Raw genomic sequence first — 21,112 nt, forward strand, 5'->3', positions numbered from 1 at the left:
ACTACTATTTACATTTAGTGAATTTTTAAATCAATACTTATATATTTTTATTTTAATAATTGCTCTCTAATTTCGGTTAATAAATATAGTGAACCTGTAACAAAGGTTTTACCTTCTTTGGTACTTACATTCTCGAGAAATGAAATGTAATCCGTCAATACCGCCACATTCGAAGCCGCTGATAGGGCCATCATTTTTTCTGAAGTCATCGCCCGCTCATTTTCAAAATCAACAAAGTAAAACTCATCACTAACCTGCTCCAATAGCTGTAAAACTGTTTTAACATCTTTATCTGCTAACATACCTATGACAAAACGTATTGGCTCATTAGGAAATTGCCGTTTAATAGTTTCCATTAGTTTTTCAGCACTTGCAGGATTATGAGCACCATCAAAATAAACATTTGCTAAAACCTCTTCAAAGCGACCAGGTAAGCTCGTCATGCGAACAGCATTTCGAATTTCATCTATCTCTATAGGGATTTTTAAATAGTCGGCTACCTCAAAAAATGCAGTGATTGCTAACGCCATATTGTCAGCTTGATGAGCACCAGGCAATACACGTACAAGCTTATTAATTTCCAAACCTTTTCCATCATTTGTATAAACATCAGTATCATCTACAGTGACATCAAAATGATCACCAAGAGCTATTATTGGTGCATGTTTTGCAAAGGCTTCAGCTTCAATTACCTGAAAAGCTTCTTGTGGTAATCTTCCAATAACAGCGGGGATATTTTCTTTTATAATTCCTGCTTTATGCTTTGCAATACTTTCAATGGTTGAACCAAGAAACCTCGTATGCTCTAATGCAATACTGGTGATGATTGATACAATGGGAGTGATGACATTTGTACTGTCTTCACGTCCGCCCATTCCAGTTTCCAATAATACTAGATCTACCTCTTGCTGAGAGAAATAAAGAAATGCTGCACAGGTTAAAAGCTCGAAATCTGTTAGCTTCCCGCTAAGTCCTGCATTCTTTAGTTGAATAAAAAGCTCATCCATTTCATTTTCAGTAATGGATTTTCCGTTTATTTGTAGCTGATCATGCACATCTACAATACACGGCGACATAAATTTTCCAACTTTTAATCCGTGATTTCTCGCAATTTGCTCTAGAAACGCTATTGTTGAGCCTTTTCCATTCGTCCCTGCAACATGCACATAAGAGCACTTTTGTTCAGGGTTCTGCAGCATTTCCAAGGCCTCTAGTATTGCATCTAATCCCGGTTTAATAGATAGATCACTATCCACAGCCCATTTTTTCTTATAGTCATCTAATCTAGGAATCATATGCTTCTACCTTCTCTACTAATTTTTTTCGCACATCGGCTATGAAATATAAAGACCCAGTAATAATCAGTAGCTCATCTGTTTTCAGGGACTGTCTTTCATCTTCTATTAACTGCTGCCAATTTTCATTGATGTGGATATTGGGATGGTTCGATTTTGATGCAAGATCTACTGCTTTCGCAGCTCTTGGCAAATCGATTTGCGTAAAGCACATAGTAGCAGCAATCTCGTCCATCATTTGAATACTTACGTCATGATCCTTGTCCTGTAGAGCTGCGTAAACAAACTTATATTTTTTAGTCGGAAAGACTTGCTGTAAAGTACGAATTAAGGCACTGGTACCTTCTGAATTATGTGCACCATCTATAATAATTTGTTCACTTAAACGCTCGAAACGCCCCTCCCATTTAGCTTTTTGTAATGCTTCATGAATCGTCGTCTCCTTTATGGACTTATCAAATAATAAAGTAGCTGCTATAGCAAGTGCAGCATTGTTAACCTGATGCTCACCCTGCATTGCTAAAGGAATGCTCTTAAATTGATAACCTTCAAAGGAAAAGTCGAAATGCTGTGGAAAGCCCTTTTCAATATTACCAATCTCAATTTCCTCGTTTAAGAAAAAGGCATCTGATTCACATTCTACTGCTTTTAGTTTAATAACCTCACTAGCTTCTGGTTGCTTCACACCTACGACAACCGGTTTTCCCCTTTTAATAATTCCAGCTTTTTCATAAGCGATCTTTTCAATCGTATTTCCTAAAATTTCAGTATGCTCCAGTGATATTGTCGTAATGACTGACACCTCAGGAATAATCACGTTAGTAGAGTCGATTCTTCCACCAATGCCTGTTTCCATTAAAGCGACATCAATTTGCTCATTCGCAAAGTGTAAACAAGCGATTACGGTCATTATTTCAAAAAAGCTTGGGTACTGACTATCTAATTTTCGTTGTATGACATCCATTACCTGGTTTGAGTAGCTTAAAAATTGCTCATCTGTAATCTGGTCATGGTTAATGGTTATACGTTCATTGACCCGTTCTAGATGCGGAGAAATAAATGCTCCAACACGTAAGCCATGCTGCAATAGAATCTCTCGTGTAGCATTTAATGTTGAGCCCTTTCCATTTGAGCCTGCAAAATGAATGAATTTTACTCTTTCATGAGGATTATCTAATTCAAATAATATTTTACGCATTGCCTCTAACGGTTCGCCCTTATATGTACTAGCTCTTAAGTTAAATATAAATTCGGTGCATTCATCAATAGAATGAAACATGTCAAATTCTCCTAAGCATTCATAATAGTTATATAATAAACTTTCGCATACTCAACTCCATTTGTAAAATATCAAAATTGCGAATGTATATGAAAAAAGACTGCAGCTATCCTTGAAATTTCAAGGTAGCTACAGTCAATAAAATCACTGATTGATTACATTCTTTTAAGCTCTGCTAAGCGTTTTTCAACCGCTTCGTGTTTTTCCTGGTACTCAGCTAGTTTTTCACGTTCTTTTGCAACTAAACTCTCAGGTGCTTTAGATACAAACTTTTCGTTATTTAGCTTTCCATTTACAAGCTTCACTTCTTTAGCCCATTTTTCAAGCTCTTTTTCTAGACGAGAAATTTCTTCCTCTAGATTAATTAAGCCTGCAAGCGGTAAGTAAATTTCTGCTCCTGTTACAACAGCAGTCATCGATTGAGCTGGTGCTTCCATAGCTACACCGATAGATAGCGTTTCAGGGTTACAGAATTTTTCAATATATGCTTTGTTTGTTTCAAGGATGCTAGCAATTGTTTCATCATTTGCTGAAATTGTTAATGGTACTTTTTTGCTCATTGGCGTATTAACTTCTGCACGGATGTTACGTACCGAACGAATGATTTCAGTAAGAAGCTTCATGCTTTCTGCATCCTGTGCAAAGTTGAATTCTTCTTTAACTGTTGGCCATGCAGCAACTGTAATAGAGTCTCCTTCATGAGGTAGGTGCTGCCAAATTTCTTCTGTAATGAACGGCATCATTGGGTGTAGAAGTCGCATTGTGTTATCTAAAACATATGCTAATACAGAGCGAGTAGTTTTCTTAGCAGCCTCATCTTCACCGTAAAGTGGAAGCTTCGCCATTTCAATATACCAAGAACAGAAATCATCCCAGATAAAGTTATAAAGCTCACGCCCAACTTCTCCAAACTCATACTTATCAGATAGAGCTGTTACACGTTCAATTGTTTCATTTAAACGTGTTAGAATCCATTTATCAGCAACATTTAAATCACCAGTTAAATCGATTTCTTCATAAGTCATACCTTCCATGTTCATAAGGGCAAAACGTGATGCATTCCAGATTTTGTTGGCAAAGTTCCAAACAGATTCAACTTTTTCAGTTGTATAACGTAAATCTTGACCAGGTGATGAGCCTGTTGCTAAGAAGTAGCGCAGTGCATCTGCACCATATTGGTCGATTACATCCATTGGGTCAACACCATTCCCAAGAGATTTACTCATTTTACGTCCTTCACCATCACGTACTAAACCATGAATTAATACATCTTTAAATGGACGTTCACCTGTGAACTCTTTTCCTTGGAAAATCATGCGAGATACCCAGAAGAAGATAATATCATAGCCTGTTACCAATGTGCTTGTTGGATAGTAGCGTTTGAATTCTTCATTTTCAAGATCAGGCCAGCCCATTGTTGAAAACGGCCATAATGCAGAAGAGAACCAAGTATCTAATACGTCTTCATCTTGTGTCCAATTGCTTACGTCTGTTGGTGCGTCTTTCCCTACATAGATTTCACCAGTTTCGTTATGATACCAAGCCGGAATTTGGTGACCCCACCATAGCTGGCGAGAAATACACCAGTCATGGATATTTTCCATCCAACGGTTATACGTATTTTCGAAACGATTTGGTACGAAGTTTACTTTTTCGTCTTCTTGTTTTTGCATATTTAACGCTTCTTCTGCAAGTGGTCCCATTTTAACAAACCATTGGGCTGAAAGATATGGCTCTACTACAGCGCCAGAACGCTCTGAGTGACCAACTTGGTGAACATGAGGCTCAATCTCAACTAAAACGCCTGCTTCCTGTAAATCGGCAACAATTTGTTTACGACATTCGAAGCGGTCCATGCCTGAGTATTTACCAGCAAGCTCATTCATCGTTCCGTCTTCGTTCATAACAAGAATACGTTCTAGATTATGGCGGTTACCAACCTCAAAGTCGTTCGGATCATGTGCTGGTGTCATTTTCACAACGCCAGTTCCAAATTCCATATCAACATAAGTATCAGCAACAATTGGAATTTCACGACCAACGATTGGAAGAATTACTGTTTTGCCGATTAAATGCTTATAGCGTTCGTCTTCTGGGTGTACAGCTACGCCAGAATCCCCTAACATTGTCTCAGGGCGAGTTGTTGCTACACGTAATTTACCAGAACCATCTGCTAATGGATATTCCATATGATAGAAGGCACCTTCTACTTCTTTATGAATTACTTCAATGTCAGACAACGCTGTTTTTGCTGCTGGATCCCAGTTAATAATGCGTTCTCCACGGTAAATTAAAGCTTTTTCATATAATTTAACGAATACTTCCTTAACCGCATCAGATAAGCCCTCGTCTAAAGTAAAGCGCTCACGTGAATAGTCTAATGCTAAACCAAGCTTTGCCCATTGTGAACGGATATGGCTTGCATACTCTTCCTTCCATTCCCATGTTTTTTCAAGGAATTTTTCACGGCCAAGATCATATCTCGTAATACCATCTGCTCGTAGTTTTTCTTCTACCTTTGCTTGTGTAGCAATCCCGGCATGGTCCATACCTGGTAACCAAAGAGCGTCATACCCCTGCATGCGCTTCATGCGAATTAAGATATCTTGTAAAGTCGTATCCCAAGCATGGCCTAAGTGTAATTTACCTGTAACGTTTGGAGGCGGAATTACGATGGAATATGGCTGCTTCCCGCTTTCTGGTTGTGCTTCGAAAAATTTGCCTTGTAACCACCATTCATAACGTCCAGTTTCAATACTTTGTGGATCATATTTTGTTGGCATCGATAAGTTTTGTTGTTCTGTCATATTGACTCCTCCTTATAAATTTTATTAATGTAATAACAGCTCATTTTTAGGGGAAATTTCTTACCAAATAAAAAAACTCCTTTCGCCCTAATAAAAGGACGAAGGAGTTTTGAATTCGCGGTACCACCTTTAGTTCCGAGTTAGTTTCATTCATATAGATTAAAAACGATTTTCCACCAGGCTCGGCTCTCAATTAGCTAACGGGTTTTACCCGGCATTTTGCTACTACTATTTCACAAAAGCTGCTCCAAGGCTACCTTCAAATGATTGCTAGCAGAAACTTTTCAGCTACCGTTTCCTCTCTATAGCAAGCAAGAACATTTTACTCTTCCTTTTCAACGCATCTCACATTATTCACTTGTACTTCCCTTATGTCTCCCTATATAGGGTTCTTATAAACGAAGTATGACTGTTCTTAATGTATAATATACCACCAACAGTTTTCAAGTGACAACAATTTTAATAAAAGGAAGAAATTTTTTTAAAAACAAGCATTGTTTTTGAGTTCAGATAGTTATTCACGATAAGCTTTATTAGAAACATTTAGTAAAGTATATGACTCTGAAAGGTCATTATAAAAATCATCCGCATCTGTCGGGAAATATTGGTTTTTAGCCTCTACAACCTTTTCCTTTTCATCATTCTCTGCTTGTGGTTCTTCAATTTTTTTCTTATCAATATCTTCTATAACCGAACCATCACTTACTTCAACACTTGGCTTAACCTTCAAGCTCGGACTTTCATCAGCCTTTGGCACTTCAATATTGTCAATCGCTCCAGCTGGTGGTTGTCCATCAGCTACTGATGCTTCTTCAGGGAAAATTCCATCAGCTCCACCAAAGCGAATTTCTTCCGTAATCGGTGATTGTTCTTTAGGTAGAAAATCTTCATAGGAAGGCGCAACTTCAATTAAAGGCACTTCAGGCTGTTCAAACACTGGAGGCTCCGGTATTACTTCAGTGATTGGTGCAACCTCTTGAATTACTGGCTTTTCTGGTAATGGAACTTGTTGAAGATCAATAGGAGCCTGTTGGTCAAATTGAAATAGTCCACCTTCTACAGATTCGTCAAATTGACAATCGACATCCCATTTAAACGTACAATTTGAACCATCATAAACAAAAGAGGAAACATCATTAACACAAACCTGTGGTGTGCACTCAAAAGCAACCTTATCGCGAGGTAAATCTACCTCCAAAGGTAAAGCATATTCAAAATAACCATTATTACCTTCAAATTCTAGCTCCTCGATTAACGTCCCATCGCAAGAATCCGGAATTTCAGCTGGATTAAAACGAGCAATCGCAGCAATATGATAGATACCAACTAATCGTACAGAGTCTTCCGTGTCAATTTGCTGCCAAATTGGTTTAATATCTACAGAAACCACTTCTTCAACAACACCTAGCTGCTCTGGAAAAACAAATTGCGTCATCATATCCCAATTAAATTTTTGCATCTCGCATCCCTCCCGTAACTACCATATGCTAGAAGATTTTAAGTATGCTAAAGCACATATGAAATATCACTTTAAGAATGTCATAGAAATAAGAGCCCCCTCTTTCATTTAAGAAAAAGGGGGCTCTTGAGTTTAAATATTTTATTTTGCTAGCTTAGCAAATACGTTATGGAAGGCTTGTACTGTTTTAGCAATATGCTCTTCAGTATGAGCTGTTGAGATAAATAACCCTTCAAATTGTGAAGGCGGTAAGTAAATTCCTTCTTCAGCCATTAACTTGAAGTATTCAGCAAACATCGCTAAATCCGAAGTTTTCGCAGATTCAAAATCTACTACCTCTTCATTCGTTAAGAATAGGCCAATCATTGATCCAGCACGGTTCACGGTATGCGGAATATTGTACTTCGTTGCAGCCTCACGAATACCTGCCTCTAATTGATCTCCAAGCTTTTTGAAATGCTCATAAGACTCAGGCGTTAAACGTGATAAGGTTTCAATTCCAGCAGTCATAGCTAGCGGGTTACCAGATAACGTACCTGCTTGATAAACTGAACCAGCTGGTGCGATATGCTCCATAATTTCACGTTTACCAGCAAAAGCACCTACAGGAAGGCCGCCACCTACTACTTTACCTAAGCATGTTAAATCAGGGTTAACGCCAAAGTAACCTTGTGCACAATTGTAATCTACACGGAAGCCAGTCATTACTTCGTCAAAAATTAAAAGTGCCCCATTTTCTTCAGTTACTTTACGCAATCCTTCTAAGAAACCTGGTTTAGGTGGAACAACCCCCATATTACCAGCTACAGGTTCAACAATTACACCAGCAATTTGTTGGCCAAACTTTTCAAATACAACTTGAACTGCTTCTATATCATTATAAGCAACAGTTAAAGTATTTTTAGCGATATCAGCAGGTACCCCAGGGCTATCTGGTAATCCAAGTGTCGCAACACCTGAACCAGCTTTAATCAGTAATGAATCTCCATGACCATGGTAAGAGCCCTCAAATTTTAGGATGATGTCTCTTCCAGTAAACCCACGTGCAAGACGTAACGCTGCCATAGTAGCTTCCGTACCTGAAGAAACAAAACGCACCATTTCAACAGATGGAACACGGTCGATTACGATTTGAGCTAATTTATTTTCTAATAGAGTTGGAGCACCAAATGAAGCACCCTTTGCAACCTGTTCTTGAATTGCAGCTACTACTTCTGGATGTGTATGACCTAAAATTAGTGGCCCCCAGCTTAATACGTAGTCGATATATTCATTGCCATCGATATCTTTAATGATGGCTCCTTTACCAGACTCCATGAAAATTGGATCTGTATTTACTGATTTAAATGCACGAACTGGACTATTTACTCCACCAGGCATTAAATCTACAGCTTCAGAGAAAGCTTGAATTGATTTTTCATATGACATAATTATTTACCCTCCAACCAGCGAGCAACATCTTTTGCATGATATGTTAAAATCATGTCTGCTCCTGCACGCTTCATTCCAAGTAAAGTTTCCATTACAACTGGTTTTTCTTCAATCCAGCCATTTTGTGCCGCTGCTTTAATCATTGCATACTCACCTGATACATTATAAGCAACGATTGGTAAAGTATAGTTATTTCGCACATCACGAATGATATCTAAATAAGATAGAGCAGGTTTAATAATCAAGAAATCTGCACCTTCTTCAATATCAGACTCTGCCTCACGGAAAGCTTCTAAACGATTTGCTGGATCCATTTGATATGTTTTGCGGTCTCCAAACTGAGGAGCACCATCAGCCGCTTCACGGAATGGTCCGTAATAAGCTGAGGCATATTTAACTGCATATGACATAATCGGTACATCTTCAAAGCCAGCTTCGTCTAAAGCAACACGAATTGCTGCTACAAACCCATCCATCATGTTAGATGGCGCAATAATATCTGCCCCTGCTTTTGCTTGAGATACAGCTGTACGACCTAATACATCAAGAGAAGCATCGTTTAAAATTTTCTCGCCTTCAACTACTCCACAATGCCCATGGTCAGTGAATTCACATAAGCAAGTATCAGCGATTACAATTAGCTCAGGATGACGTTCTTTAATTTGTCGAGTTGCTTCTTGAACGATACCGTGATCATGGAAAGCTCCTGTACCTACAGCATCTTTTTCAGCAGGTAAGCCAAATAGAATCACTGCTGGAATCCCTAACTCTACTACTTCATCTACTTCTGCGTTTAATGTATCTAAAGAAAATTGGAAAACACCAGGCATCGAGCTTACCGGGTTCTTAACGTTTTCACCTTCCATCACAAAAATCGGATAGATTAAGTCTTCTTTGTGTAAATAAGTTTCTTTCACCATTGAACGCATTGCTTGGGATGAACGGAGACGTCGATGTCTTCTAAAATTAAGTTCTGTCATGTCTAATTTCCTCTCTCTTTCGTATTTCTTCTATAACCGCTACCATTGTATAATCAGTCGGTTTATATGTAACTTGAGCTCCATAATGCTCGAGACGAGCAGCTGTAATATGCCCAATGCTTGCATATACAGCATTTCCCCATCCAACCTCTGGAGCAATATGCTTTGCAAACATATCTACTGCTGAAGGACTAGCAAAAATAATAATAGGTTGCTTCCCAGATTTGATAAGCTGAATAAACGGTAAGATTGAAGTCAAATTATCCTGTGTATCATAGACTGTCCATTCAAGTAATTTAAACGGCAGTCCTGTCCGTAATGTATCCTTAGCCTTACTACCTCTTAAAAATAGACAGCTCGGATGGTCCCCTGCTACTCGAGGAAACTCATTGACAAATACATCTGCACTAAAGACAGTTGGTGTAAAGCTTACCTCAAAATGATTTTCCTTCAGTAACTGTGCCGTTTTAGAGCCGACTGCAGCAATTTTCCCATTAAAATCTGAAGGATTCAACTGATGACGCTTTAATTTTGCACAAAAAGCCTCTACAGCATTTTGACTAGTAAAAATCAGCCAATCAAAATTTTGCGTTTTCTCTAATTTCAGCTTATCATCCGGACTATTTAATTCCTTTGTTGCTATAAGCGGAAAAAATACTGCTTCCCCACCTAATTCCGCAATTTCAAAAAGGACAGCCGTTGTTTTAGAAGACCCTGTCACAACGACTGTTTTTCCACTAAGTGGCTTATGCATCTAACTCAGCCTTTACTTTTTGAATTAAATCATAGGCTCCTTGCTCAGTTAAAATTTTTGCTACTTCTTTACCTAGTACCTCAGGGTTTGTTCCTGTTAATGTCTCTTTAAAAATAACAGACGAGTCAGGTGCCGCAACTAATCCTGTGAAAGTAATTGAATTACCTTCAGTAGTTGCATATCCTGCAATCGGCACTTGACAGCCGCCATCCATAGCAGCTAAAAATGCTCTTTCTGTATGTGCTTCGTCCCAAGTGATTTTGTCCGTTAATTTTGCTAATTCAGCTAAAAGCTCTTGGTCATCCGCACGGCATTCAATGCCTAATGTCCCTTGTGCCACAGCTGGTAAACAAATATCTGTATCTAAATATTCCGTTACTACGTCATCACTCCAGCCAAGACGCTTTAGTCCAGCAGCTGCTAGGATTATTGCATCAAAGCCTTCGTTTTCTAATTTAGCTAAACGCGTTTCTACGTTACCGCGAATCCATTTGATTTCTAGGTCTGGTCTTTCTTGCAGTAGCTGTGCGCCACGACGTAATGAGCTTGTCCCAACGATAGCTCCCTTTGGAAGGTCAGCAAATTTAACATGTCCATTAGAGATAAATGCATCTCTTGCGTCTTCACGAGGAGGAATACAACCAATTACTAAGCCTTCTGGTAAAACTGCTGGCATATCCTTCATAGAATGAACCGCAAAATCAATTTCTTTGTCATATAGAGCTTGTTCGATTTCTTTTACAAATAAGCCTTTACCACCAACTTTAGACAATTGAACATCCAGGATTCGATCTCCCTTTGTCACAATTTCCTTAACCTCAAATTCAAAAGGAACTCCAGCATTTTTTAGCTCGTTAATAAACCAGTTTGTTTGTGTTAGAGCTAACTTACTTCTTCTAGAACCTACTATAATTTTTCTCATAATGATGAGCCTACCTTTCTATTTCAAATGCGACTAAGGAAATATTAATGTCGCAAGCATGCGTTACATTTAAATTCTTTGGCACCTAATGGAGGATTCACCCCAATATTTACCCTTTATGTTAATACCAAATATGAAAATTTGATAATTTACTGCCTAAAAAGAAATTAATTACTACAAGCAAGAATGTGTAAATTTGTGCCCAAGCGAAATTCAACCCTGTTAACCTTCCACTATGGTGAAGCACTAATATTAATAAATAGATAATCGTAATAACAAATGAACCTAAAATTTTCACATCAAAAATAGATAATGCATCAAGTTTTAAAAACGCCCATTCAAGTCCTAAAAGCAGACTTATAAAAATAATCGGCACCCCGACTAAAATCGAATAAAGCATCCACCTACTTGTTTGATGCAAATCTGGCAGTCTTGACCATAATTTTGTATATTTCTTCTGTTTTAATAATCTATATAAAATCAAATATAAAACAGAGAAAACAAATGAAAGTGAAAATGCTGCATAGGCAAGAATCGCAAAGGAAATATGAATGAACAACATCTCTGATTCAAGTGATTTCACTAGCGGATTTTCTACTTGAGTTGGAGCAAATAAATGGATTGTGACAAAAATAAACCCTAGTACATTTATAAAAAACACAGGTAAATCTACACGGGCTATACAATGTAAAAGTATTGAAAGCGTCACAAGTAACCAAGCATAAAAATAAATTCCTTCTGTTAACGAAAGAATCGGAAATCTTTTTGTTTCAACAATATACAGTAAAAAGAATATTGTTTGTAATACCCAAACTATCGAGATTAACCAAAACCCAAATCGACGAATTTTTACACGCTTATAGAAAAAATCAATGAAATAAAAAACGATACCAATTGCATATAAGACAACCATTATTTCATAAAGCCTAGCCATTGCTAATTGTGTCATTTCGCTACCCTTCTTCATCTTTTACAACTTTTATGAAGTCTAATACCATTTTTACAATTTTTGCGTAATACATATGTATAAAATCCCTCTGCAAGCTACATGGTCCTGAACTTTAAAGTCTAAATTTGTAGCAAGCATGAAATTTTTGTAAAAATAGGCGTCCTCGTATCTAATTTTAACATACAGATACGAAAACGCCTCAATTTCATAATCATTATTACGCCTTGACTAAATTGACACTATTCTTATTTGGTTAGTGTTAATTTACTTGAGACTTGTACAAAAATTTGTGATTTTAAGAACAAATCTAACGTCTAGGTTGAATAAAATTAGAATGACAATTTCCCATCTAAAACAGACTTGTTCTGTGAATTATCGATAAACGCTTTGTCTTTTAGTTGTTGTGCGTTCACTTCTTCTACTACATCTTCTTCGATCCCAAAAATTTGTTGGAATAGCTGAAGCTGTTGATTTGCCTTAGGAGAATTTGCCAATTCCTTCGCCTGTAAAATCGGATCCTTCAATAATTGATTAATGATGGATTTTGTATGCTTATTTAAAATTTTGATTTCACGTTCAGTTAAATCCGGCAATTTATTTTCAATACTTGACATCGTTTCCTCTTGAATACGATTCGCCTTTTTACGTAATGCAGAAATGACAGGAACAACACCAAGAGTAGCAAACCAATCCTTAAATTGAAGAACCTCTTGTCCAATCATATCAGTGATTTCTTTTGCTGCTTGTTCACGTTCTGCTAAATTTGCTTCTACAATACCCTGTAAGTCATCAATATCATATAAGAAAACATTTGGTAAATCGCTAATACGTGGATCAATATCACGTGGCACAGCAATATCTACCATAAATAATGGTTTTCCTTTACGTAAACGTTCAACAAATTGCATTAGTTCAAAGTCAATCACATAGTCAGTAGCACCAGTAGAGCTAATTAAAATATCAGCTTCTAATAGCATACATTGCAACTCTTGCATCGATTTTGCATCACCATTAAATTTAGATGCAAGCTTTTCTGCTTTCTCAAAAGTTCGATTAACAACTGTAACCTTACCTACACCGTTGCCATAAAGATTTTGAATTGCTAGCTCGCCCATTTTTCCAGCGCCTAAAATAGCTACATGCTTATTTTTTAATGATCCAAAAATCTTCTTTGCAAGCTCAACAGCTGCATAAGAAACAGAAACTGCATTTTCATTTATCGTTGTTTCGTTATGTGCACGTTTTGCAAATGTAACAGCTTGTTTAAATAGCTGATTATAAATAGTACCTGTTGTACCTACTTCTTGTGCATCTAAAAAGCTTTTCTTCACTTGTCCAAGAATTTGCGTCTCCCCTAATACCATTGAGTCGATTCCAGACGTAACGCGGAAAAGATGATGCAGTGAATCGTCATCTTCACGGATGTAAAGATGCTCATCAAATTGCTCAACAGAAATATCGAACCATTTAGCTAAAAATTGTTTAATATAATAACGACCTGTATGCAATTGGTCTACAACTGCATATATTTCAGTTCGGTTACAAGTTGAAACAATTACGTCTTCTAATATGCTTTTTTCTTTTTTCAATGCAGCCATCGCATTCGGTAGTTCACTCTCAATAAACGACAATTTCTCACGAATTTCGACTGGCGCAGTTCTATAATTCAAGCCTACTACAAGTGTATGCATGAACTTTACACCTCACACGATCTATTTCATAAATTCTATTCTAACATAAAGAAAGCGTTATCCACACTCATTTTGTGAACATGCTATGAAATTATTTATCATTTTAAATTAGAATTATTCTAAAGTAAGTGTACCAAATATTATATGGGGTTTCAATAATGATGCCTTATAAAGAACTATTGCGAATATTCTATTAGCATAAAAGGACGAAATTAGACAAAATGCACTAGCGAAATTTCACTAGTGCATTAAAGTATGTAGGCATTACTTACATTCGTTTTTCAATTTCTTGCCAAGCTTCTTCAAATCCAAGTCCTGTTTCTGAAGAGAAAACAATTAATGGATCATTCTTGTCCATTTCTAACGCATCTCTAACGACTTTCTTATGCTGATCCCATTTCCCTTTTTTAATTTTATCAGCTTTAGTAGCTATAATAATCGCAGGGATGTTGTAATACTTTAAGAAATCATACATCATTATATCATCATTAGTAGGCGGATGACGTAAATCAATGATTAATACAACAGCACGCAATACACTACGCGCTGTTATATATCTTTCAATCATTTTTCCCCATGCTTCACGCTCAGTTTTCGAAACTTTTGCGTAGCCATAACCAGGTACGTCTACAAAGAACAGTTGCTCTTCGATTCTATAAAAGTTTAGGGTCTGAGTTTTACCCGGTTTTGATGAAATACGAGCTAATGCTTTTCTTCCAATCATTTTGTTGATAAATGATGATTTACCAACGTTTGATCGACCAGCTAATGCAAATTCAGGAAGTCCATCCTCTGGATACTGTTCTGGCTTTACGGCACTGATGACCATTTCTACATTATGGACTTTCATTGTTTAAAAACCTCCAACAAGTGCTATATTCAGCACTTCTTCTGCAGATGATACAGGCTTAAACGTAAGTTGCTCACGAATACTCTCTGGAATATCATCAATATCTTTTTCATTATCCTTTGGAATAATGATTGTTGTTAACCCTGCACGGTGAGCACCTAATGATTTTTCTTTTAGTCCACCAATAGGAAGAACACGGCCACGCAAGGTAATCTCACCTGTCATACCAACTTCACGTTTGATCGGTTTGTTAGAAATAGCTGAAACTAAAGCTGTTGCCATTGTAATCCCTGCAGAAGGACCATCCTTTGGTACCGCACCTTCTGGAACATGAATATGAATATCATTCTGATCAAAATAATCGTTATCAATTTGCAGTTTTTCGGAAAGTGAACGTACATAGGATAGCGCTGTTTGAGCTGATTCCTTCATAACGTCCCCAAGTTTACCTGTTAAAATTAACTTACCCTTACCAGGTGTTAGGGAAACTTCAATTTGAAGTGTATCTCCACCAACAGTTGTATAAGCTAGCCCCGTAGATACACCAACTTGGTTTTCCTCTTCTGCTTGACCATAGTGATATCTGTGTTTACCAAGCATTTCTTCTAAAACCTTAGAATTTACGGTTACACGTTTTTTCTCACCTGACACGATTATTTTAGCAGCCTTACGACACAACGCCGCAATTTGTCTTTGAAGATTACGTACACCTGCTTCACGTGTATAGTAACGAATCAAATCAATAATTGCTTCATCTTTAATAACTAACTGATTCTTTTTCAAACCATTTTCACCAATCTGTTTTGGAATTAAATGGTTTTTTGTAATCATCGTTTTTTCAATTTCAGTATATCCAGCAATCGAAATAACTTCCATACGATCTAGTAATGGTCCAGGGATAGTACTTAAATCATTTGCAGTTGCGATGAACATGACCTGTGATAAATCATATGGCTCTTCGATGTAATGATCACTAAATGTACCGTTTTGCTCTGGATCGAGTACTTCTAGCATAGCTGCGGATGGGTCGCCTCTGAAATCATTTGACATCTTATCAATTTCATCAAGTAAAAAGACTGGATTCACTGTTCCTGCTTTTTTCATACCTTGAATGATTCGACCTGGCATCGCGCCAACATAAGTTCGACGGTGTCCTCGGATTTCAGATTCATCTCGAACCCCACCAAGTGAAGCACGGACAAAGTTACGGTTTAAGCTTTCTGCAACCGATCTTGCTAAAGAAGTTTTACCAACCCCTGGAGGTCCTGCTAAACATAAAATTGGTCCACGCACAGAGTTCATCAGCTGACGAACAGATAAGTACTCTAAAATACGCTCTTTTACTTTTTCTAAACCATCATGGTCACGATCTAAAATTTCTTCAGCATGCTGAATATCAAGGCGATCTTCTGTACTTTCTTTCCACGGAATTGTTACTAGCCACTCGATATAATTTCGAATAACGCCACTTTCTGCACTAGCTGCAGGAAGCTTTTCATAACGATCTAATTCTTTTATAGCAACCTTTTGAGTTGATTCAGGCATACCAGCATTTTCAACACGCTTACGCAGCTCTGCTACTTCACCAGTTTTACCCTCTCTATCACCAAGCTCAGCTTGAATTGCTTTCATTTGTTCACGCAAATAATATTCTTTTTGCGTTCGTTCCATCGCTTGCTTCACTTTAGAATTAATCTTTTTCTCAAGATTTAATACTTCTTGCTCATCATGCAGGCGAATAATTAAATGATCAAGACGCTTTTTGACATTAAATATGCCCAGAACCTCTTGTTTTTCTGCAACTTTGAAAGGTAAATGAGAAGCCACAATATCTGCTAGACGTCCTGGCTCTTCGATATCTGTGATAGAATCAATCGTTTCAGTCGTAATCTTATTTGAGGATTTAGCGTACTTTTCAAAATAGCTCACAAGAGTGCGCATTAAAGCCTCAATTTCAGGATCCTTTTCCTTTTCATCCTCATGCACTTCTAAATCAACTGTCGTAAAGTCTTTCTCTTCCTGATAGTTAGTCATCTTTGCACGACTAATACCCTCCACTAAAATGCGAAGTGTACCATTTGGAAGCTTCAACATTTGTTTTACATTAACTAAAGTTCCAATTGAATAAAGCTCATCTTCCTTTGGTTGTTCAACACGTAAATCTTGTTGTGTTGCCAAGAAAATTTGATTGTCATTTAACATTGCATGCTCTAAAGCCGCTACAGATCTTGCTCTCCCTACATCGATATGTAAAACCATTGAAGGGTAAACTAATAAACCACGTAAAGGTAAGAGTGGTATACTTTCGATTGTTTTACTCATGCGGGTATTCACCTCCATCCACGTTTTCCGAAACAACCCGCTTTGTTAGTATGTCTTAAAAAATCTACATTTCACTTACATAATCATAGAAATTTTTGTAATCAGGATTATAAATTCCATTTATTCATTTTATCCTACCTACTACTTATTATGTAAATAAATGCTCAAATTAGACTCTATATGTATAAAGTTTATTTTGGAAGAAAGAGCTGACTTACGACAAGCGTTGTTGACGCTAGTTCGAAGTCAGCTCTTATCATCATAAACTATGCTGAACTCAAGCTACTTAAGCTGAAGTTTTTTCATCGTTCTTTTTTAATTCTGTACCATCAGCAAGAATTAATTTTGGTGTTTCTTTGTCAGTGATTGTTTCCTTCGTTACAACACATTTTACAATGTCTTCACGTGAAGGAAGCTCAAACATGATATCTAACAGTGTTGCTTCAATAATTGAACGTAATCCACGGGCACCCGTTTTTCGCTCAATTGCTTCTTTAGCAATTGCTAGTAATGCTTCATCATTAAATTCTAACTCAATTTTATCTAGCTCAAGCATTTTTTGATATTGCTTAACTAGGGCATTTTTAGGTTCAGTTAAAATTTGTACTAAAGCATCTTCATCAAGCTGCTCTAATGAAGCTAAAACTGGTAATCGCCCGATAAATTCAGGAATCAAACCAAATTTCAGTAAATCCTCAGGAATTAGCTGCGAAAGAAGTGAAGTTTTTTCTTCTTCCATCTTCTTAAGATCAGAACCAAATCCAATTACCTTACGTCCTTGGCGACGTTTAATGATTTGTTCAATTCCATCAAACGCTCCACCAACGATAAATAGAATATTCGTTGTATCTATTTGTAAAAATTCTTGGTGAGGATGCTTTCTTCCACCTTGTGGAGGCACACTTGCTGTAGTACCTTCAAGAATTTTAAGCAATGCTTGTTGAACACCTTCGCCTGATACATCACGCGTAATGGAAGGATTCTCTGATTTACGAGCTACTTTATCGATTTCATCTATATAGATAATTCCTTTTTCTGCACGTTCAATATCATAGTCAGCTGCTTGTATTAATTTCAGAAGGATATTCTCAACATCCTCCCCAACATAACCCGCCTCTGTTAGTGAAGTTGCATCTGCAATGGCAAATGGCACATTTAAAATTCGAGCTAAAGTTTGGGCAAGAAGTGTTTTCCCACTACCTGTTGGTCCAATTAAAACGATGTTCGATTTTGATAATTCAACATCATCAATTTTGCTGTTCGAATTAATACGTTTATAGTGATTGTACACTGCTACAGCTAATGCTTTTTTGGCGCGCTCTTGTCCAATAACATATTCATCTAAAATCGATAAAATTTCTTTTGGTTTCGGGATTTCTTGGAAATCGATTTCTTCTTCGACCCCTAATTCCTCTACAACGATTTCAGAACACAGCTCGATACACTCATCACAAATGTATACGCCTGGTCCAGCTACTAGTTTGCGCACTTGTTCTTGTGGCTTACCACAGAACGAGCACTTTAAATTGCCTTTTTCATCATTAAATTTGAACAATGTGCTTCACCCCTATTCAAGCAACAATCTTACAAGATTCTAGAATCATTATCAAATAAGTTGTTTGTATAAGCTCATAATAGATATATTATAAGCATTTTTTGTCTATGTATTATTCAGTATGTCAGAATTAAAACATTAACTCCACTAAGAACCATTGCTTTAATGTAAAAATTATTAACTATCTGAAATTTCCTAGTTTGAAAACAAGGTACGGTAATATGCCGTACCTTGTCCATAACTTAATATTAAACTAATAATTTACACTTTTACAAGCAATTGCTTGTCGAAAAAATGAAAATTATTCAGTAATTTTTGCATTCTCAACTAAGAATTCTACAGTTTTTTGAGTACGGATATCGTTCTCTAAAATTTCAGTAGTTCCACCTAATGCAGCTAAAATTTGGTCAGCTGACATACCGAATTGACCAGACATTTTTTCTAATTCAGCTTTAATATCATCTTGAGTTACTTCGATATTTTCTGCTTTTGCAATAGCTTCTAAAACTAATGAAACGCGTACACGATTTTCAGCTTCAGGACGCATTTGCTCATGTAAAGCATGCTCATCTTGACCAGAGAATTGGTAGTAAAGGTCTAAAGTCATACCTTGCATTTGTAAGCGTTGACCGAATTCGTCGATCATACGGTGAATTTCGTTGTGAGTCATGCTTTCAGGAATTTCGATTTCAGCATTTCCAGCAGCTTTTTCCACTAATTCATCACGTAATGCACTTTCAGCATCTGTTTTCTTTTGTTCAACAGTTTGTTCTTTGATTTTCGCGCGTAACGCTTCTAAAGATTCAACTTCTGGGTCGATTTCTTTAGCGAATTCGTCGTTTAACTCTGGAAGAACCTTTGTTTTAACTTCTTTAACAGTTACTTTGAATGTAGCTTCTTTACCAGCTAACTCTTCAGCATGGTATTCTTCTGGGAATGTTACTACTACATCCTTAGATTCACCAGCTTTTAAGCCTACTAATTGCTCTTCAAATCCTGGAATAAATGAACCAGAACCGATTTCTAATGCGTAGTCTTCGCCTTTACCGCCTTCGAATGCTTCTTCACCTAAGAAACCTTCGAAATCGATTGTAGTAGTGTCGCCAGTAACGATTGCTGCGTCTTCTTTAATTTCTAACTCAGCTTTACGAGCTAATTGCTCTTCAATTTGAGCTTCTACTTCTTCATCAGTTACTACTGTTTCAGCTTTTTTCACTTCTAAACCTTTGTAATCACCAAGTTTTGGTTCAGGTTTAACAGTAACTTTTGCTGTGAAAGTGAAGCCTTCACCTTTAGCAAAGTTTTCAGTTCCGTCGATTTCTGGGTAATCTACTGGAGTGATACCAGTTTCGTCGATTGCATTTGAGTATGCATCTGGAACTAGAATTTCTAAAGCATCTTGGTATAGAGCTTCTACACCAAAGCGTTTTTCAAACATTGGGCGTGGCATTTTACCCTTACGGAATCCAGGCACGTTGATTTCTTTTACTACTTTAGCAAAAGCTTTATCGATCGCTTTGTTTACTTCTTCAGCTGGTACGTCGATTGTTAATGTACCAATGTTACCTTCTTGTTTTTCCCATTTCGCTGACATATATAATACCTCCAAAATTAGTTTACAATTGTTAGACAAACCACTCGTATCTACGATTTTGACAACCATTTTAGTATAACATAGATACTGGTAGTTTCAACTTTTTTCATACTTCTTGTAGTTCTGTTAACTTTTCGAGAATCTGTAAAAACTCTACTAGTTCATAATCCATTTCCTGCACACTACCAAACATCGCTCTTACTAAATCAATATAACTAATCGCTACATCTTCAGTTTCATAATGCAGCCACTCAAATGGATAAGTAACTATTGCATGCTTAGAAAGTAAGTATTCTACCATTTCCAACGTTGATGGCTCTTTTTCTAATTTCTCTATTATAATCTTTGATACAGCGATAAACTGTGGCATTTTTGTTGGTAATTCCAATACAGTAGGGTTCACATACTTTTCTTGTTCAAACTTACTTATCTTTATATTAACGTCTACCTGCTGCTCCACAAGTAATATTAAGACAATACTTTTAATAAAAGGATGTGTTTCTTCATTTTCTATGATAGCCTTTAGCTGCTGTACAATCGGTCGAATATTCATAGTAGTTAATTCATGAACTAACGTAAGCTGTCTGTTCGGTGGAAGAGACAGAAATTTTTCAAGCTGGAATAAGTCCTCGTCAATTTCGTTCACGCTAGCAATTATATCTTCCTGTTTTTTAACATTGTCTGCAATATTTGAGTTTATATCTTTCAGTCGCTCGAATTTATCAATTTGCTCCTGAGGAATAGCCCCTTCCTCAAGTAAAGATGAAATGATACTTTCTACTTGTTTGTATTGCTTGAGCTGCATACAAATCGTTAAATATAATTCCATTACTTCCAAATACATCGTTGGTCCAATACTTAATAGTTCTTCACAAACCTTTTTAGCTTTTTCAAATGACTTTGTTTCATATAGTGAATAAGCATAAACACTTAATGTCACTTCATCGCCTTCAGTATATTTCAACGCTTCTTCAAAGCTGCTATTTGCTAAATCATATTGGTAGTTTTCAACATATTCATGGGCACGAGCAATTAATGTTTCAACTGTACCAGGAAATATTACGACATTTTTAAATGCTGTATACTTTTTTTGTTTCCTCTTCAAACGTCTCACTCCCGGATGTCAATTAGAAACCTTGGCATATCAATAGGACGAACAGCGATATGCCTTAGTTGCACTTTAGTGGATAGGAAGCTTTAAACCTCCACACATCCACAAATGAA

At 36.9% G+C, this 21,112-nt stretch carries 15 protein-coding genes and 1 other annotated feature; all 15 genes read right to left on the reverse strand.

Annotated elements, in window-relative coordinates:
- Nucleotides 1-47: 47 nt before the first annotated feature.
- The gene (locus BJ095_RS00465) at nucleotides 48-1,295 is read right to left on the reverse strand and encodes a bifunctional folylpolyglutamate synthase/dihydrofolate synthase (protein WP_107934620.1); all 1,248 of its coding nucleotides are present in this window, start codon (nucleotides 1,293-1,295) and stop codon (nucleotides 48-50) included.
- Entirely contained in the window at nucleotides 1,285-2,574 is a 1,290-nt protein-coding gene (locus BJ095_RS00470; RefSeq protein ID WP_107934621.1) for a bifunctional folylpolyglutamate synthase/dihydrofolate synthase, read from the reverse strand. The genes BJ095_RS00465 and BJ095_RS00470 overlap by 11 nt, the downstream gene beginning before the upstream one ends.
- A gap of 155 nt (nucleotides 2,575-2,729) precedes the next feature.
- Nucleotides 2,730-5,381, reverse strand: coding sequence for a valine--tRNA ligase (locus BJ095_RS00475; protein ID WP_107934622.1), 2,652 nt, complete (start codon nucleotides 5,379-5,381; stop codon nucleotides 2,730-2,732).
- A gap of 91 nt (nucleotides 5,382-5,472) precedes the next feature.
- Nucleotides 5,473-5,729 (reverse strand) — a binding site (T-box leader).
- Between the two features lie 166 nt (nucleotides 5,730-5,895).
- Nucleotides 5,896-6,840, reverse strand: a complete 945-nt coding sequence (locus tag BJ095_RS00480; protein ID WP_107934623.1) for a hypothetical protein — start codon at nucleotides 6,838-6,840, stop codon at nucleotides 5,896-5,898.
- Nucleotides 6,841-6,981: 141 nt separating this feature from the next.
- Nucleotides 6,982-8,268, reverse strand: coding sequence for a glutamate-1-semialdehyde 2,1-aminomutase (hemL, locus tag BJ095_RS00485; protein ID WP_107934624.1), 1,287 nt, complete (start codon nucleotides 8,266-8,268; stop codon nucleotides 6,982-6,984).
- Nucleotides 8,269-8,270: 2 nt separating this feature from the next.
- Complete coding sequence (gene hemB / locus BJ095_RS00490) at nucleotides 8,271-9,251, reverse strand: porphobilinogen synthase (RefSeq protein WP_107934625.1); 981 nt, start codon at nucleotides 9,249-9,251, stop codon at nucleotides 8,271-8,273.
- The gene (locus tag BJ095_RS00495) at nucleotides 9,238-10,005 is read right to left on the reverse strand and encodes a uroporphyrinogen-III synthase (protein ID WP_107934626.1); all 768 of its coding nucleotides are present in this window, start codon (nucleotides 10,003-10,005) and stop codon (nucleotides 9,238-9,240) included. Before BJ095_RS00495 ends, hemB begins: the two co-directional genes overlap by 14 nt.
- Nucleotides 9,998-10,927: a hydroxymethylbilane synthase gene (gene hemC, locus BJ095_RS00500; protein ID WP_107934627.1), complete on the reverse strand. Its 930-nt coding sequence runs from the start codon at nucleotides 10,925-10,927 to the stop codon at nucleotides 9,998-10,000. The genes BJ095_RS00495 and hemC overlap by 8 nt, the downstream gene beginning before the upstream one ends.
- 121 nt (nucleotides 10,928-11,048) lie before the next feature.
- Entirely contained in the window at nucleotides 11,049-11,876 is an 828-nt protein-coding gene (locus BJ095_RS00505) for a cytochrome C assembly family protein (protein WP_107934628.1), read from the reverse strand.
- A 329-nt stretch (nucleotides 11,877-12,205) separates the two neighbouring features.
- Nucleotides 12,206-13,567, reverse strand: coding sequence for a glutamyl-tRNA reductase (gene hemA, locus BJ095_RS00510; RefSeq protein ID WP_107934629.1), 1,362 nt, complete (start codon nucleotides 13,565-13,567; stop codon nucleotides 12,206-12,208).
- A 268-nt stretch (nucleotides 13,568-13,835) separates the two neighbouring features.
- Complete coding sequence (gene yihA, locus BJ095_RS00515; RefSeq protein WP_107934630.1) at nucleotides 13,836-14,417, reverse strand: ribosome biogenesis GTP-binding protein YihA/YsxC; 582 nt, start codon at nucleotides 14,415-14,417, stop codon at nucleotides 13,836-13,838.
- Between the two features lie 3 nt (nucleotides 14,418-14,420).
- Nucleotides 14,421-16,739 (reverse strand): endopeptidase La, encoded by a 2,319-nt coding sequence (lon, locus tag BJ095_RS00520; protein ID WP_107934631.1) that lies wholly within the window; start codon nucleotides 16,737-16,739, stop codon nucleotides 14,421-14,423.
- 286 nt (nucleotides 16,740-17,025) lie between these two features.
- Nucleotides 17,026-18,294, reverse strand: a complete 1,269-nt coding sequence (gene clpX, locus BJ095_RS00525) for an ATP-dependent protease ATP-binding subunit ClpX (RefSeq protein ID WP_107934632.1) — start codon at nucleotides 18,292-18,294, stop codon at nucleotides 17,026-17,028.
- Between the two features lie 301 nt (nucleotides 18,295-18,595).
- Nucleotides 18,596-19,888, reverse strand: a complete 1,293-nt coding sequence (gene tig, locus BJ095_RS00530) for a trigger factor (protein ID WP_107934633.1) — start codon at nucleotides 19,886-19,888, stop codon at nucleotides 18,596-18,598.
- A gap of 106 nt (nucleotides 19,889-19,994) precedes the next feature.
- Entirely contained in the window at nucleotides 19,995-21,002 is a 1,008-nt protein-coding gene (locus tag BJ095_RS00535; RefSeq protein WP_404427001.1) for a tetratricopeptide repeat protein, read from the reverse strand.
- Nucleotides 21,003-21,112: the final 110 nt, after the last annotated feature.

Source organism: Ureibacillus chungkukjangi (assembly GCF_003217295.1).
GTDB lineage: Bacteria > Bacillota > Bacilli > Bacillales_A > Planococcaceae > Ureibacillus > Ureibacillus chungkukjangi.

What these genes read in the sequence shown, in the direction of transcription:
- hemA (WP_107934629.1), bottom strand. Translation starts at nt 13,567, where the DNA reads ATGCATACACTTGTAGTAGGCTTGAATTATAGAACTGCGCCAGTCGAA.
- tig (WP_107934633.1), bottom strand. Translation starts at nt 19,888, where the DNA reads ATGTCAGCGAAATGGGAAAAACAAGAAGGTAACATTGGTACATTAACA.
- hemB (WP_107934625.1), bottom strand. Translation starts at nt 9,251, where the DNA reads ATGACAGAACTTAATTTTAGAAGACATCGACGTCTCCGTTCATCCCAA.
- yihA (WP_107934630.1), bottom strand. Translation starts at nt 14,417, where the DNA reads ATGAAAGTCCATAATGTAGAAATGGTCATCAGTGCCGTAAAGCCAGAA.
- BJ095_RS00470 (WP_107934621.1), bottom strand. Translation starts at nt 2,574, where the DNA reads ATGTTTCATTCTATTGATGAATGCACCGAATTTATATTTAACTTAAGA.
- BJ095_RS00475 (WP_107934622.1), bottom strand. Translation starts at nt 5,381, where the DNA reads ATGACAGAACAACAAAACTTATCGATGCCAACAAAATATGATCCACAA.
- BJ095_RS00465 (WP_107934620.1), bottom strand. Translation starts at nt 1,295, where the DNA reads ATGATTCCTAGATTAGATGACTATAAGAAAAAATGGGCTGTGGATAGT.
- BJ095_RS00495 (WP_107934626.1), bottom strand. Translation starts at nt 10,005, where the DNA reads ATGCATAAGCCACTTAGTGGAAAAACAGTCGTTGTGACAGGGTCTTCT.
- BJ095_RS00480 (WP_107934623.1), bottom strand. Translation starts at nt 6,840, where the DNA reads ATGCAAAAATTTAATTGGGATATGATGACGCAATTTGTTTTTCCAGAG.
- lon (WP_107934631.1), bottom strand. Translation starts at nt 16,739, where the DNA reads ATGAGTAAAACAATCGAAAGTATACCACTCTTACCTTTACGTGGTTTA.
- hemC (WP_107934627.1), bottom strand. Translation starts at nt 10,927, where the DNA reads ATGAGAAAAATTATAGTAGGTTCTAGAAGAAGTAAGTTAGCTCTAACA.
- hemL (WP_107934624.1), bottom strand. Translation starts at nt 8,268, where the DNA reads ATGTCATATGAAAAATCAATTCAAGCTTTCTCTGAAGCTGTAGATTTA.
- BJ095_RS00505 (WP_107934628.1), bottom strand. Translation starts at nt 11,876, where the DNA reads ATGACACAATTAGCAATGGCTAGGCTTTATGAAATAATGGTTGTCTTA.